The following is a 14,986-nucleotide window of genomic DNA, read 5'->3' on the forward strand; positions in this document are numbered from 1 at the left end:
CCCGCTTCCGGCGACGGCCGGAGGTCAGTCGCGCAGCCGGCCGCGCAGCGCCTCGGTGTCGGCGTCGGTCCAGCCCTGGGTCCGCAGCCAGCCGAGGGGGCCGCCGAACCGGTCGTCCAGCGTCGTCAGGAACTTGTCCATGTACTCGGGCCGCGGCAGGTGGCTGTCGACCGGCTTCGAGTCGAGATCGTCGCGGTAGGTGCGGCTGGCGCGCAGCCGGGCGAGGATGCCCTCCAGCCGTTCGCCGGTGGCGACGTAGTCTCCGATGATCGCCTCCCGGGTGGCGCCCGCGACGGCGAGCGCCAGGGCGCTGACCACTCCGGTGCGGTCCTTGCCCGCCGCACAGTGCACCACGGCCAGCCCGTCGTCACGGGCGAGCACCCGCAGGGCGGCCACCACCGAGTCGGGCCGGTCGCGCAGATATCCGTAGTAGTAGCCGGTCACGCGGAGTTCGGCCAGGGCCTCCTCCTCCCGCTCACCCTGCCACGGCAGGGTCCGGTCGTCGATGGTGTCGGCCTCGACGTCGGTGAGGTGCCCGCCCTCCGCGAACAGGCTGTGGTGGTGGATGCCGACCTCCGGCAGGAGGATCAGCGGACCCGGCCCCTCCAGGCGTACCTCGGTCTGCGACCGCAGGTCGACCACATGCCGCAGCTTGAGGTCGCCCACGAGCAGCGCCACGTCACCCTCGGTCAGGCCCTGCAGGTTGTCGGACCGCAGGATCCGGCCGGGCACCGTGGTCCCGCCGTCCGCGGTGGGCAGGCCGCCGAGGTCCCGTACGTTCGCCGCGCCTTGCAGGACGATCCAACGCTCGTGTGCATTCATCAAGCCGAGCCTATCCGTCCCTCTATGACAGAAGAATGAGTGCAGAGTGAAGATCTGCACTCGACGTCGCATTAATCCCGCTACCTGCCGCTATATCCCTTCCTCTGCGCACGCGGCGCGCGATGGGCGGAACCCCCTCCGGCACGATCGCATGCGGGCGGGCATCCGTCGGGCCCTCCAGGACGTGCCGCGACGTCGGACGGCGCGGAGAACCGGCCGGAGAAGGGGCCGGAGAAGGGCCGGAACGGCAAGGAACAGTCGGCATTCCACCACAAGGGGAGCGACTGTTACGCCTGACGGTCAAGTTCTTTCCCCAGTCTCCGCCAAACAGCCGTAATGTATGGCGTCGCGGACGCTTCTCGATCAACGTCCTCGGCGGAGTGATCGGAAGCGGGGCCGCCACGGACACGCACCAGGCAGCCACACCCACATGGAGGACCCGGATGGCACGGCCGGCTCACCGGTTGACCATGGCCGCTCTCGCCGTCGCCGTCGGCGGCGCGACCGCGGCGCTTCCCACGGCACCGGTCCACGCGGAGTCCCCCGCGGCCGCGAGCGCCGCGGCCGGTCCGTCCTCCACCGCTTCATCCTCGGCCGCTTCGTCCTCCACCGCTTCGTCCTCCGCCGCCCGGGGGCGCGCGGCGGCCTCGAGCGCCCCCGGGCACCGCGCGGCCCCGCCGAAGTCCGGTGGCGCCTCGCCCGTACAGCAGCACCGCCTGGTCGGCGCGTGGACCACCTCGACCGACCGGATCACGGCGGCTCTCGGCGGGCAGACCGTGCGGATGGTCGTGCGCGCCAGCGTCGGCGGCGCCGGCACGCGCCTGCGCCTGTCCAACGTCTTCGGGACGGCGCCGGTGACGTTCTCGGACGTGTACGTGGGGGTCCAGGCGTACGGCGCCGAGATCCTCGCGGGGACCAACCGGCCGGTGACCTTCCGCAAGCGCACCTCCGTGCGGGTGCCGCCGGGCCAGGCCGTCTGGAGCGACCCGATCCCGGGCCGGATCGCCGGCGGCTCCGCCCTGGTCGTCAGCCTCCACCTGCCCGGGACGGTCAGGGGCGTGACCGGACACGAACGCGCCTACAGCACCACCTACCTGTCCGACCCGGGGAACCACTCGGCGGAGGAGAGCGGCGAGGGCTTCACCTACACCAGCACGCAGTGGTACTTCCTCGACAGGATCGCGGTCGAGGCGAGCGGGGCCACGGTCGGCTCGATGGTCGCGTTCGGCGACTCGATCACCGACGGCGCGGGCCAGGCCGTCGACGCCAACCGCCGCTGGACCGACTACCTGCGGCAGCGGCTGGCCCGCCAGTCGACGTCGCGGCGGATGGGGGTGCTCAACGCCGGCATCGCCGGAAACCGGCTGCTGCACTCCAACGTCGGCCCGAGCGGTCTCAGCCGGTTCTACCGCGACGTGCTGTCCCAGCCGGGGGTGCGCACCGTGGTGGTCTACGAGGGGATCAACGACATCGCCCGGGGCGACTACACCTCGATCAAGCCGCTCGCCTACGGATACAAGAAGTTGATCCGCGAGGCGCACGCCCGCAAGATCAAGGTGCTGGGCGCCACGCTCACCCCCTTCTACGGCTGGGGCACCTGGACTCCGGAGCGCGAGGAGATCAGGCAGCGGCTGAACACGTGGATCCGCACGAGCGGGGTGTTCGACGGCGTCCTCGACTTCGACCGGGCCGTACGCGATCCCGAGTTCCCCGAGCAGCTGACCGTCTCCTACGACTCTGGCGATCACCTGCACCTGAGCGACGCCGGACGGCTCGCGATCGCCGACGCGGTGAACACCCGCATGCTCTGATCCCGGAACGGCCACCGGGTCGCTACCGTGTGACCATGGCCGCCCCCCTTGAGCCCGACGACCCGCGCACGCTCGGCGGGTTCCGTCTCGGCGGACGTCTCGGCGAGGGCGGCCAGGGCGTCGTCTACCTGGGCTACACGCCCGACGGCGCTCCGGTCGCGGTGAAGGTGCTCAAGACCGGGCTCGACCCCGCCGTCCGGGCACGGCTGACGCGTGAACTCGACGTCCTGCGCGGCGTCGCCCCCTTCTGCACCGCCAGGGTGATCACGGCGATGGTGGACGGGCGCGAGCCGTACGTCGTGAGCGAGTTCGTCGACGGCCCCTCGCTCCAGCAGCGGGTGACCGCGTCGGGTCCGCTGCGCGGAGGCGAGCTGGAACGGCTCGCGGTGGGGACGGCGACCGCGCTGGCGGCGATTCACGGCGCGGGCATCGTGCACCGCGACTTCAAGCCGGGCAACGTGCTGCTGGGGCCGGACGGTCCCCGGGTGGTCGATTTCGGCATCGCCCGCCAGGGCGAGAGCGAGACGATGACCACGGGCCCGGTGGGCACCCCCGCCTACCTGGCGCCCGAGCAGATCGCGGGACATCCGGCCGGCCCCGCCTCCGACGTGTTCGCGTGGGGAGCGACGATCGTCTTCGCCGCCAGCGGCCGGGCGGCGTTCGGCGCCGGCAACGTCGCCGCCGTGCTCCACCGGATCATGACGACCTTCCCCGACCTGACGCCGGTGCCCCCGCCCCTGCGCACGCTGGTCGAACGCTGCCTCGCCAAGGATCCCGCCGCCCGCCCCGCCGCCCGCGACCTGCTGCTCGAACTGGTCGGCACCGCGCCGGGCCCGGTGCGTACGGACGCGACGGCGAGCGACGTCCCTCCCGACGGGCCCGCGCGGCCGCACGATCCGTATCCGTGGACGCCGGCCTCGCCGTCGGCGGGTCCCGCCAACCGGGGACACGGCACCGACCGGGAACACGGCACCGACGGGGCGCACGGGGGACACCGGGCGGCGGACACCGTTCCCGGTGCCCGCCGGAGCGGATCGCGCGCCCGGGTCCTGGCCGGGGCCGGCGCTGCCGTGGCGGCTCTCGGGATCACCGCCGCGCTGCTGGTCCCGCGCCTGGCCGCGATGTCCGGCGGCCCGTCCCCCACGCCCCTGGCGAGCGCTCCCGCCCAGAGCACGTACGCGACGGGCCCGACGCCGACCGCCCCCGCGACCACGGACGCCGAGCCCGGCGGCACGGGCGGGACGGATCCGGCGACCGCCTCCGCGCCCGCGGGCATTCCGCAGGCGTTCGAGGGGAAGTGGCGGGGGCACATCGCGCCCACCGTCGGCCTTCTCACGAGTGAGTACGACATAGAGATCGAGTTGAAGAGCGGCAAGCCGTCCGGCAGGTGGAAGGAGCCCGCGAACTCCTGCGAGGGCACGCTGCGGCTGACCGCGGCGTCCGGCTCGGCGCTCAGGTTCCGGCTGGAGGACGTGCCGCAGTGCGTCCCGGGCGACGTCGTGCTCACCCGCGAGGGCGACGCCCTCGCCTACCGGCACACCGACGATCTCGGCCTGTTCGCCTACGAGGGCACCCTCACCAGGGACTCCTGATCCTCGGGCTCCGGCGGTGCGGGAGATCACGGCGAGTGATCCTCGGGGGCGGGCCCGCGACGTCACCGTGGGGCCGGAGGAAGGGCCGGGGGCCGGGACCGGTGTGAGCGCGGTTACGGCGGGTAGTGCGAGCGCGTCAACGCACAGGAGAGGAACCCATGGCTACCGACGTCATCAGCCTGATCAAGGAAGATCACCGCGACGTGGAGTCGTTGTTCGAGCGGCTCCAGAAGATGCCGGAGAACCGGCCGGCCCTGCTCGCGGAGCTGGCGGCGAAGTTCATCGCCCACAGCGAGGGCGAGGAGGACGAGGTCTACCCCGTGCTCGCCAAGCGGCGGCCCGAGGAGAAGGGGGAGGTCCACCACGGCACGGAGGAGCACCACGAGGCCGAGGAGATGATCTCCCAGCTCCTGGGGACCGACCCGGAGAGTCCCGAGTTCGACACAGTGCTGCACGAGCTGATCGATGCGGTGACGCACCACGTCGAGGAGGAGGAGACCGACATCCTCCCGGTCCTGGAGAAGGCCGTCCCCTTCGAGGAGCGGGTGCAGCTCGGCAAGGCCTTCAGCAAGCGGAAGGCCGAGGTGCTCGCCGCCCCGATCAAGCCGCGCTCGCGGACGAAGGACGAGCTGTTGCACCAGGCCAGGGAGCTGGGCGTCGAGGGCGCGTCGGGAATGAGCAAGGACGAGCTGATCTCCGCCGTCAGGCAGAAGAAGCAGGCGCAGGGCTGAGCACACGCGCGGAGCGGCCGGCCGTGGGCCCGGTGACCCGTCAGAGGCAGGCGTACAGCGCCGTGACCATGGGCTGCCACCTCGGGTCCGGGCCGGCCGCGCTGACGACCAGGCGGCTCGGCGTGTAGGCCAGGGCGACCCCCGCGTCCGGGTCGGCGAAGGCGAGCGCCCCACCCGAGCCGCTGTGCCCGAAGGCCCGCGGGTTCGGCGCGAACAACCGGATCTCGCAGGGCAGCATGTAGCCGAGCGCGAACCTCGTCTGCGCCCGCAGAACCTCGTCGCGTCCCTCGCTCCGGGGCGCGACGGCCCGGCCGAGCACGTCAGGGCCCACGATCGCACCGGACACCAGCCTGCCGTACAGCGTGGCGAGGGCCCTGGCGGTGGCGTGCCCGTTGGAGGCGGGGATCTCGGCGGCCCGCCAGCGCGCGGTGTTGGGCAGACCGGGCGTGAGCTGCTCGGCCGGGTTGCAGAAGGCCATCATCGTGATCGAGCCGGGCTCGGACATGGCGTTCATCAGTGATGACGGAGGGGCGTCCGGCCCGGCCTGGGGTGGGGCGAGGTACGCGGCGCGCCTCGCCTCGGCGGCGGGCAGCCCGATCCACAGGTCGGGGACGCCCAGCTCGTCGCGGACCAGGTCGCGGAGCGGCCGTCCGCCCACCCGGCGCAGCACCTCGCCGACGAGCCAGCCGAAGGTCACCGCGTGATACCCGTGCCGCTCCCCCGGCGTCCACCACGGGCTCTCGGCGGCGAGCGCGGCCGTCATCGCGTCCCAGTCGAACAGGGAGCCCGGCGGCAGCTCCCGGCGGACGGCGGGCAGCCCCGACCGGTGCGCGAGCAGGTCGGCGATGGTGGTGGCGGTGGCGAACCCGGGCCAGTAACGGGCCACGGGGGCGTCCAGGTCGAGCAGCCCGCGCTGGACGTACAGGTGCGCGAGCGTCGCCAGCACCCCCTTGGACACCGAGAAGACGTTGACGACCGTGTCCCGCCCCCAGCGCCGTACGCCGTCCGGGTCGGCCGTGCCCTGCCAGAGGTCCACGACCATGCGCCCGCCCGCGTACACGGCGAGGGCCGCGCCGCCGCCTCCGCCGTCTGTCTCCCTGAACGCGTCGGCGACGGGCGCGAAGGCCGGATCACACCGCACGACGTCCTCCCTCACTTGCTCAACCATAGTTGCGAAACCATGGTTGAGTATTGGAGCATCCGGAGGTGGTGTCAAGCGATCTGACCCTGCTGTTCACGGCCCTCGCCGCGGCCTGCGAGGCCGAGGTGCGCGCCCTGATGGCCGCCGCCGGGCACGATCAGGTGCGCAGCGTGCACGGCTACGTGTTCCAGCACCTGCTCACCGGCCCCGTACGGGTCTCCGACCTGGCAGGGCTGCTCGGCATGACCCCGCAGGGCGCCTCCAAGGTGGCGGCCGAGATGGAGCGCATCGGCTACGTGTCACGCCGGGCCGACCCCGGCGACCAGCGGGCACGAATGATCGAGCTGACGCCGCACGGCAGGGCCGCGGTCGAGGCGGGCCGCGCCGCCCGCAAGGCCGTGTCCGCCCGGATGCTCGGCCTCCTCGACGCACCGGAGGAGTTCCTGGCCTCCCTCAACCGGCTCGGCGAGGAGACCGGCGCGCTGCGCGAACTCCTCGCCCGCCGGCTGCGCCCCTGATCAGCCGAGTGCCGGAACCAGGCGGACGAGGTCGGCCAGGCCGTCGGCGACGAGGTCGGCACGTGCGGCGTCGGGGCGCTCGGCGTGCAGGTAGCCCCAGGGCCCCCGGCGCAGCAGGACCGTCCGCATCCCGGCGCGCGCGGCCGGCAGGACGTCGTTGTCGAGGCGGTCGCCGACGTAGAGGATCTCCCCCGGCTCATGGCCGCAGACCGCCGCGACCTTGGCGAAGAACGCGGGATCGGGCTTCTCCACTCCCCATCCCGCCGAGGTGTGGATCCCGTCCACCGGCAGGTCCATCGCGACCAGCGCGTCGTACGCCTGGGGCGGCTGGTTGCCCGCCACGACCACGTCGTAACCGGCCTCCCGCAGGGCCGCGAGACTGGGCCGCACGTCCGGGTAGAGGTCGTCGGCGTCGAAGTTCTCGCGCAGCCCGCCGGCATCCTCGCGCCGCCACGCCTCGATCTCGGCGTCGAGGTCGATCCCCGGCCTGATCAGCTCGAACGCCTCCTGATGGCTCCGGTCGAGCGCGGCCATGCCGCCGAGCACCCCCATGAATGTCAGAGGCGGCACGCCCAGCCGGCCGGCCCACCGGGACCAGATCCGGGTCTCGTCGATGAGCGTCTCCCCCACGTCGAACACGAGCGCCCGGACCATGACCGCATCTCCCTTTCATCCTGTTTACGGCAGCCACTCTATGGTGTGCCGTAACATCGCCGAACGTGAGCGAGACTCGGTATGCCCCGAACGGCATGGTGTGCACAGTCGATCATCTGGCCTCGGCGGCGGGCGTCGCCCTGCTCGACAAAGGCGGCAACGCGGTGGACGCGGCCATCGCCGCGAACGCGGTGCTGGCGGTCACCGCGCCGCACATGTGCGGTCTCGGCGGCGACCTGTTCGCCCTCGTCCACGACGGAACCGTGAGCGCGCTGAACGCCTCGGGACGGGCGGGCTCGGGCGCCGATCCCGGCCGGCTGCGGGCCGAGGGCCTCGACCGGATGCCCCACCTCTACGACATCCGCTCGGTCCCGGTGCCCGGCTGCGCCGACGGGTGGCTGGCGCTGCACGAGCGGTACGGCCGTCTGCCGCTCGCCGACCTGCTGGCCCCCGCGATCCGCCTCGCGGCGGAGGGCTTCCCCGCCTCGCCGCTGCTCGCCCCGGGCGGGGAGTTCATCGGCTCGCTACCCGGAGCCGGGGACTTCGCGACCGTCCGCCGGGCCGGGGACGTGATCCGCAGACCCGGTGTCGCCAGGGCTCTCACCGCGCTCGGCGAGGGCGGCCGGGCGGCGTTCTACCAGGGCGAGTTCGGCAAGGGCCTGCTGGAGCTGGGCGGCGGCGAGTACACCGAGGAGGACCTGGCCCGGCCGAACGCCGACTGGGTGGAGCCGCTGAGCGCCGAGGTGTTCGGGCACCGCGTCTGGACCGTTCCCCCGAACTCCCAGGGCTACCTGCTCCTGCTGGCCCTGGAGATCCTCGCCGAGCTCGGACCGCCCGCCGACCCGGCCGACCCGCGCTGGGCCCACCTGCTGGTGGAGTCGGCCAGGGCGGCCGGGCACGACCGGCTCGACGTCCTCCACGAGGCCGCCGTCGCGCCGCTCGGCACCGCCGCCGCCCGCCGCGCGCTGATCGACCCCGAGCGGCGCTCCCCCCTGCCCGAGGCTCCCGCCGGGCCGGGCGACACGACGTACCTGTGCGTGGTCGACGGGGACGGCATGGGCGTCTCCCTCATCCAGTCGAACGCGTCGGGCTTCGGCAGCCTGCTCTTCGAGCCCAGCACCGGGATCAACCTGCACAACCGCGGCATCGGCTTCTCACTCACACCCGGCCACCCCGCGGAGTACGGCCCGGGCCGCCGTCCGCCCCACACGCTGTGCCCGGCGCTGGTCACCCGGCCGGACGGGACGCTGCGCACGGTCATCGGCACGATGGGCGGCGACGCGCAGCCGCAGATCCTGCTGCAACTGGTCACCCGTCTGCTCGCGCACGGCCAGACGCCCGGCGAGACGATCGCCGCGCCGCGCTGGGTGCTCGGCAGCGGCACCGGCTTCGACACCTGGCGGTCCGCCCCGGTCGTCGAGGTCGAGGAGGGCGCGCCGTGGGCGGACGGCCTGCGCGAGCGCGGGCACGCCGCCGAGACGGTGGAGTGGGGCTCCGGCTTCGGCCACGCCCACCTGATCGATCTGCTCCCGTCGGGCGTGCTCGCCGGGGCGGCCGACCCCCGCGCGCTGATCGGCGCCGCCCTCGGCCACTAACCCCCACCCCCTCCGCGTGATCTTGGAATAGGTTGCAGAAAGGTGCCGCGACCTGCGCCGATACATGTCGTGATCTTGCAGGAAAAGACCGGCCGCCACACATGACCAGGCATGATGCGAGTCGTGATCTTGCAATTGCAAGATCACGACTCGCATCATGCCAGGGAGGCGCGGTGGGACGCGCATAGGTGCATGATCACGGAGCAATGAATAGCAGCTCAGAGGGCATGACTGCGACAAACTACAAGATCACGAGGGGTGGGGGGTGGGGAGGTTGTGGAGGGCTTTGCGGATGCGCTTTTCGGAGACCGGGGTGGGCGTGCCGAGCTGCTGGGCGAAGAAGCTCACCCGCAACTCCTCGATCATCCACCGGATGTCCCGTACGGCAGGGGCGTCCCGCTCGTCGGGCTTCAGCCGGTCGAGCAGGTCACGGTACTCGTCCTCGACGTCGTGCACGCGGTGCATCCACTCGCGGTCGCGGAGGGGGTCGTCCGGGAGCTTGTCGAGCCGGCGCTCGACCGCCCGCAGGTAACGGTGCATGTCCGGCAGCCGGTCGTAGCCCGTCTCGGTGACGAACCCGTCGTGCACCAGCCCGTCGAGCTGGTCGGCGATGTCGGCCCTGAGATCGGCCACGCCGCCGCCCAGCGCGCCGAGCCGGCTCTGCGCGGCGTGCCAGGCCGCCAGGACGCGCTCCACCCGCGAGACGACCTCCTCGGTCGTCTCGAACAGCGAGGCGCGCACATGGTCGCGCAGCCGCTCGAACCCGGCCTCGTCCCAGACGGGCCCGCCCGCCGCCGCCATCAGTGTGTCGGCGGCGCACGCCGTGCAGTCGTCGAACAGGGCGGCGGCCCCGCCGTGCGGGCTGCGGCTGAGCGCTAGCTTCTGCGCGGTCGTCAGGGTCCGCAGGATGGCCTTGGCGGGGTTGACCACGTTGAGCAGCAGCAGCCTCCTGGTGCCCGCCCACATGGCCCTGTCGCGCTCGCGCTCGGTCTCGAACATCCGGACCGCGACGCTCGCGCCCTCGTCCACCAGGGCCGGGTAGGCCCGCATCCTGCCCTGCTCGAACACCTTCGGCAGCGTGCCGATCGTCCAGCCGTGCAGGCCGTCGCGTTCGAGGTCGTCGGCGGCCTTCGACAGCGTGGCGCGCAGCTTCGGCGCGAGCCGCCGCTTGAGCGCCTCCAGGTCCTTGTCCTCGTCCACCGTGCGCTTGCGGTCGTCGATCACCCGGTAGGTGATCCGCAGGTGCGCGGGGAGCTGGTCGAGGGCCCACGCGTCGCGCGGCACCTCCACCCCGGTCAGCGCTCGCAGCTCACGCTCCAGCGCCTCCAGGATCGGCTCACCGCCGGGCCGTACGCGTTCCAGCACGGCCTTGGCGTAGTTGGGGGCGGGCACGAAGTTGCGGCGCAGGTTCTTCGGCAGCGACCGGATGAGCGCGGTGACGAGGTCCTCGCGCAGGCCGGGGATCTGCCAGTCGAAGCCGGTCGGGTCGACCTGGTTGAGCACGCCGAGCGGGATGTGGACGGTCACGCCGTCGGCCTCGCCGGTCTCCACCGCGCCGGGCTCGAAGCGGTAGGTCAGCCGCATCCGCTGGCCGTTCTGGCGCCAGGCGTCGGGGTAGTCCCCGGCGCTGACCCCGGCGCTGTCGTTGACCAGCATCTCCGGCGAGAACGTCAGCAGGTCGGGCGTCTCCCGCGACGCCTTCTTCCACCAGCTGTCGAAGTGCCTGCCCGAGACCACGTCGGCCGGGATCCGCTGCTCGTAGAAGTCGACCAGCGTCTCGTCGTCCACGAGGATGTCACGGCGGCGGGCCTTCTCCTCCAACTGCTCGACCTCGCCGAGCAGCTTGCGGTTCTCGTGGAAGAACTTGTGGTGGGTGCGCCAGTCGCCGTCGACCAGCGCGTGCCTGATGAACAGCTCCCGGCTCAGCTCGGGGTCGATGCGGCCGTAGTTGACCTTCCGCTCGGTCACGATCGGCACGCCGTACAGCGTGACCTTCTCCAGCGCGACGACGGCGGCCTGGTCTTTCTCCCAGTGCGGCTCGCTGTAGGTGCGCTTGACCACGTGCTGCGCGAGGGGCTCGATCCAGCCGGGCTCGATCTTGGCGTTGACCCGGGCCCAGAGCCGGGAGGTCTCCACCAGCTCGGCCGACATCACCCACTGCGGCTGCGCCTTGGCCAGGGCCGAGCCGGGGAAGATCGCGAAGCGGGCGTTGCGGGCGCCGATGTACTCCGTGATCGGCCTGCGGCCGTCCTGCCTGCGCTTCTCGACGACGTCCTTGACCCCGATGTGCGACAGCAGTCCGGCCAGCAGCGACTGGTGGATCCGCTGGGGGTCGGCGGGCACGCTGTTGGGCACGATGCCCAGCGTCTTGGCCACCTGGCGGAGCTGGCTGTCGATGTCCTGCCACTCGCGCACCCGCAGGTAGTTGAGGTATTCGGCCTTGCACAGCCGCCGGAACGCACTCGACGACAGCTCCTTCTGCCTGTCGCGGAGGTGGTTCCAGAGGTTGAGGTAGGTCAGGAAGTCCGATTCCTTGTCGGCGAAGCGGCGGTGCTTCTCGTCGGCCGCCTGCTGCTTGTCGGCCGGCCGCTCGCGCGGGTCCTGGATCGACAGCGCGGCCGCGATGATCATCACCTCGCGGGCGCAGCCGTTCTTGTCCGCCTCCAGCACCATCCGGGCCAGGCGGGGGTCGACCGGAAGCTGGGCCAGCTTGCGCCCGAACGGCGTGAGCTGCGTTCCCTTCCCCGCCTCCCGGCCCGCGGCCTTGTCCGCGAGGGCGCCGAGCTCAAGCAGCAGATTGACCCCGTCCCTGACCTGACGGCTGTCCGGCGGCTCCACGAACGGGAACGCCGCGATGTCCCCCAGGCCCAGCGAGGTCATCTGCAGGATGACACTCGCCAGGTTCGTACGGAGGATCTCGGGGTCGGTGAACTCCGGCCGGGAGAGGAAGTCCTCCTCGGAGTAGAGCCGGATGCACACGCCGTCCGACGTACGGCCGCAGCGGCCCTTGCGCTGGTTGGCCGACGCCTGGGAGATCGGCTCGATCGGCAGCCGCTGGACCTTCAGCCGGTGGCTGTAGCGGGAGACCCGCGCCGTGCCCGGATCGACCACGTACTTGATGCCGGGAACGGTCAGCGAGGTCTCGGCGACGTTGGTGGCCAGCACGATCCGCCGGCCCCGGTGGGACTGGAAGACCCGGTGCTGCTCGGCGGCCGACAGCCGCGCGTACAGCGGGAGGACCTCCTCGGGGCGGCCCTTGAGCGCGTCGGCGGTGTCGCGGATCTCCCGCTCGCCGCTGAGGAAGACCAGGATGTCGCCCGGCCCCTGCGCGCACAGCTCGTCCACGGCGTCGACGATGGCCTGGGTCTGGTCGTCGTCCTCGTCGACCGGGCGGTAGCGCACCTCCACGGGATAGGTGCGTCCGGACACCTCGACCACGGGCGCCGGCTCTCCGCCCGGTCGGGCGAAGTGCCGGGCGAACCGCTCGGGGTCGATGGTCGCGGAGGTGATGACCACCTTGAGATCGGGCCGTTTGGGGAGCAGCTGCTTGAGATAGCCGAGGATGAAGTCGATGTTGAGGCTGCGCTCGTGCGCCTCGTCGATGATCAGCGTGTCGTACTGCAGCAGCAGCGGGTCGGTCTGCATCTCGGCGAGCAGGATGCCGTCGGTCATCAGTTTGACCAGCGTCCCGTCGCTGGAGTGGTCGGTGAAGCGGACCTTGTAGCCGACCGCCTCCCCCAGCTCGATCGACAGCTCCTCGGCGATGCGCTCGGCGACCGTGCGGGCGGCGATGCGGCGCGGCTGGGTGTGGCCGACGAGCCCGTGGACCCCCCGGCCGAGCTCCAGGCAGATCTTGGGGATCTGGGTGGTCTTCCCCGAGCCGGTCTCACCGGCCACGATCACGACCTGATGGTCCCTGATCGCTGTGAGCAGGTCGTCCTTGTGCCGGCTGACCGGCAGCTCGGGAGGGTAGCTGAGGACGGGGAGGGCCGCGCGGCGCGCGGCCACGCGGCGTTCCGCGGCCTCCACGTCCCCCGCGATCTCCTGGACGACGGACTGGCGGGCGGCGCGGTCGCGGACCCGGCGCATGCCGTCGAGACGGCGGCGCAGCCTGCGCTGGTCGCGCAGCATCAGGTCGGGGAGGCGGGCCTGGAGATCGGCGAGCGTGTTCATTCCATGCTCAAGGATAGGCAACACCCCCCACCGATCTGCCAGCCGTTTTCCGGCGGCCCTTTCCGGGCGGTGTCAGCGGCGTCGCGACGGCTGATACTTGTACCCCACATTGCGCACGGTCACGATCCGGCCCGCGTGCCGGCCCAGCTTGCGGCGCAGCCGCAGGACGTGCACGTCGACCGTGCGGCCGCCCTCGTCGTCGTACCGGTCCCAGACGGCGGCCATGAGCTGGCGGCGGTTGTAGACCCGGCCGGGGGCGGAGCTGAGGTAGTCGAGCAGCTCGAACTCGCGGAAGGTCAGCTCGATCTCCTCGCCGTCGGCCCGGGCCACCCGTGCGGCCCGGTCCAGGACCAGCTCGTCCTCGCCGGGGGCCGCCCGCCTCTGCACCGCGGCGGGCGGCGGCTCCGGCGCGTCCGCCGCGACCCCGGCGGGCACCAGGTAGCCCACGATCATCAGCACGGCGCCGGTCTCCGGCACCGGCATCACGCCGAGCACTGACCCCTGCCCGAGGTCGGGGGGCTCATGGCCCTGCTCGCGCCTGCGCTCCACAAAGTCGATCACGTTCTGACGGGACATGCCCTCTCCTTGCCTCGTGGCGTACCGGACGGCGGTGACCGCGGTCGTCAACAGGCGGCGGCACAGACGCGCAGCAGGTCGATGTGCCGGCGCTGGGTCAACCTCCCCGAGGAACTCATGAGGTCATCATGGCAGCGCAATTCCCCGCTGTCCAGGTAGGAATAAGGGACTTCTATCGCTCAGGAGACGTGCGCGGCCCCCGCGGCCGCCATCGCCGCGCCGATGATCCCGGCCTCGTTCCTGAGCACCGCGGGCACCACCGGAGTGTCCCGGAGGTCGACGTACGGCAGGAACCTGTCGGCCTTCTTGCTCACGCCACCGCCGACGACGATCAGGGTGGGCGACAGCAGGTCGCGCATGTGCCCGAGATACTCCTCGACGCGCCGGGCCCACTTGTCCCAGCTCAGGTCCTCCACCTCGCGCACCCGGTCGGAGGCGCGGTGCTCGGCCTCCTTGCCGCGGATCTCGATGTGGCCGAACTCGGTGTTGGGCACCAGCCTGCCGTCCACGAAGAGCGCGCTGCCGATGCCGGTGCCGAAGGTCAGCATGAGCACGACCCCCCGCCGGCCCCGGCCCGCGCCGAACGTCATCTCGGCGACGCCGGCCGCGTCCGCGTCGTTGAGCACGACCGCCTGCTCGCCGAACAGGTCGGCGCCCTTCACCCCGATCCACGACTTGTCCACGTTGGCCGCCGTCCTGATGACCCCGTCGAGGACCACTCCGGGGAAGGTGACGCCCATCGGGCCGGTCCAGGAGAAGTGCTCCGCGATCTCGCGTACGGCCTGGGCGACGGCCCCCGGCACGGCGGGCCGGGGCGTCGGGATGCGCAGGCGTTCCCGGGTGAGCACGCCGGCGACCGTGTCCACCGTGGCGCCCTTGATCCCGGAACCGCCGATGTCGATGCCCAGAACTTCCATGACTTTCCTCCTGGTCCGACTGGACGGCTACCCCACCGCCCCCGCCGCATGCGCGGTCGCGAGTATCGCACGGTGTCGAGGCACGGCCGGGTTACGGAAGGACAGGCCGGGTACGCCCGAAATCGGGGCAAATCACCACAAGGGGGACACGTATGATCAGCACACTCCACAAGATGGGACTGCGCTCCAACGTGATGTACAGCGCCGCAGTGGCGTCGATCGGCATGTCGATCGTCTCGTGGATCATCTCGAACAAGTACGAGGCGGCCGGCATCGAACGCGCCGACCGCTGGGCGCTGTTCGTCGGCGAGTGGGCGCCGACGTTCTTCGCGACGGGAATCGCCCTGCGCATGGAGGAGATGGCCGAGGAGAAGGGGCGAGAGACCCCCGAGTGGCAGGAGCAGAGCAGCGACATCCGCCGCCCCACCCGTGCCGGCGTGTAGCGGGCCGGGCAGG

12 protein-coding genes are annotated in these 14,986 nt (G+C 72.0%); 6 read left to right on the top strand and 6 right to left on the bottom strand.

What is annotated here, in order from left to right; genetic code table 11:
• Positions 1–24: 24 nt before the first annotated feature.
• Entirely contained in the window at positions 25–822 is a 798-nt protein-coding gene (locus tag FLX07_RS17335) for a tyrosine-protein phosphatase (RefSeq protein WP_142571828.1), read from the bottom strand.
• Between the two features lie 443 nt (positions 823–1,265).
• On the opposite strand from FLX07_RS17335, the gene FLX07_RS17340 reads away from it, so the two are divergent.
• From FLX07_RS17340 to FLX07_RS17350, 3 genes are all read left to right on the top strand, one after another.
• A complete protein-coding gene (locus tag FLX07_RS17340) occupies positions 1,266–2,633 on the top strand; it encodes an SGNH/GDSL hydrolase family protein (RefSeq protein ID WP_142571829.1) in 1,368 nt (455 codons plus the stop codon).
• Positions 2,634–2,668: 35 nt separating this feature from the next.
• The gene (locus FLX07_RS17345; protein WP_142571830.1) at positions 2,669–4,225 is read left to right on the top strand and encodes a serine/threonine-protein kinase; all 1,557 of its coding nucleotides are present in this window, start codon (positions 2,669–2,671) and stop codon (positions 4,223–4,225) included.
• A 158-nt stretch (positions 4,226–4,383) separates the two neighbouring features.
• Positions 4,384–4,956 (top strand): hemerythrin domain-containing protein, encoded by a 573-nt coding sequence (locus FLX07_RS17350; RefSeq protein ID WP_142571831.1) that lies wholly within the window; start codon positions 4,384–4,386, stop codon positions 4,954–4,956.
• 40 nt (positions 4,957–4,996) lie between these two features.
• Here FLX07_RS17350 and FLX07_RS17355 read toward each other — a convergent pair whose 3' ends face one another.
• Complete coding sequence (locus FLX07_RS17355) at positions 4,997–6,112, bottom strand: serine hydrolase domain-containing protein (protein ID WP_208762252.1); 1,116 nt, start codon at positions 6,110–6,112, stop codon at positions 4,997–4,999.
• A gap of 50 nt (positions 6,113–6,162) precedes the next feature.
• Between FLX07_RS17355 and FLX07_RS17360 the strand changes: the two genes are divergently transcribed.
• The gene (locus FLX07_RS17360) at positions 6,163–6,615 is read left to right on the top strand and encodes a MarR family winged helix-turn-helix transcriptional regulator (RefSeq protein ID WP_208762253.1); all 453 of its coding nucleotides are present in this window, start codon (positions 6,163–6,165) and stop codon (positions 6,613–6,615) included.
• Here the strand turns inward: FLX07_RS17360 and FLX07_RS17365 are convergent, their stop codons facing one another.
• Positions 6,616–7,269, bottom strand: a complete 654-nt coding sequence (locus FLX07_RS17365; RefSeq protein ID WP_142571833.1) for an HAD family hydrolase — start codon at positions 7,267–7,269, stop codon at positions 6,616–6,618.
• Positions 7,270–7,334: 65 nt separating this feature from the next.
• Between FLX07_RS17365 and FLX07_RS17370 the strand changes: the two genes are divergently transcribed.
• A complete protein-coding gene (locus FLX07_RS17370) occupies positions 7,335–8,864 on the top strand; it encodes a gamma-glutamyltransferase family protein (RefSeq protein WP_142571834.1) in 1,530 nt (509 codons plus the stop codon).
• Between the two features lie 249 nt (positions 8,865–9,113).
• Here the strand turns inward: FLX07_RS17370 and hrpA are convergent, their stop codons facing one another.
• The 3 genes from hrpA to ppgK all read right to left on the bottom strand — a co-directional run bounded on the left by hrpA (position 9,114) and on the right by ppgK (position 14,530).
• Positions 9,114–13,037 (bottom strand): ATP-dependent RNA helicase HrpA, encoded by a 3,924-nt coding sequence (gene hrpA / locus FLX07_RS17375; protein ID WP_142571835.1) that lies wholly within the window; start codon positions 13,035–13,037, stop codon positions 9,114–9,116.
• 72 nt (positions 13,038–13,109) lie between these two features.
• Positions 13,110–13,613 (bottom strand): winged helix-turn-helix domain-containing protein, encoded by a 504-nt coding sequence (locus tag FLX07_RS38455; protein WP_142571836.1) that lies wholly within the window; start codon positions 13,611–13,613, stop codon positions 13,110–13,112.
• Positions 13,614–13,792: 179 nt separating this feature from the next.
• Positions 13,793–14,530, bottom strand: a complete 738-nt coding sequence (gene ppgK / locus FLX07_RS17385) for a polyphosphate--glucose phosphotransferase (RefSeq protein WP_142571837.1) — start codon at positions 14,528–14,530, stop codon at positions 13,793–13,795.
• A 152-nt stretch (positions 14,531–14,682) separates the two neighbouring features.
• Here ppgK and FLX07_RS17390 point away from each other — a divergent pair, with 152 nt between their 5' ends.
• The gene (locus FLX07_RS17390) at positions 14,683–14,973 is read left to right on the top strand and encodes a hypothetical protein (RefSeq protein ID WP_142571838.1); all 291 of its coding nucleotides are present in this window, start codon (positions 14,683–14,685) and stop codon (positions 14,971–14,973) included.
• Positions 14,974–14,986 lie beyond the last annotated feature (13 nt).

Origin of the sequence: Microbispora bryophytorum (assembly GCF_006874465.1) — a bacterium.
In the GTDB taxonomy this organism is placed as follows: domain Bacteria; phylum Actinomycetota; class Actinomycetes; order Streptosporangiales; family Streptosporangiaceae; genus Microbispora; species Microbispora bryophytorum.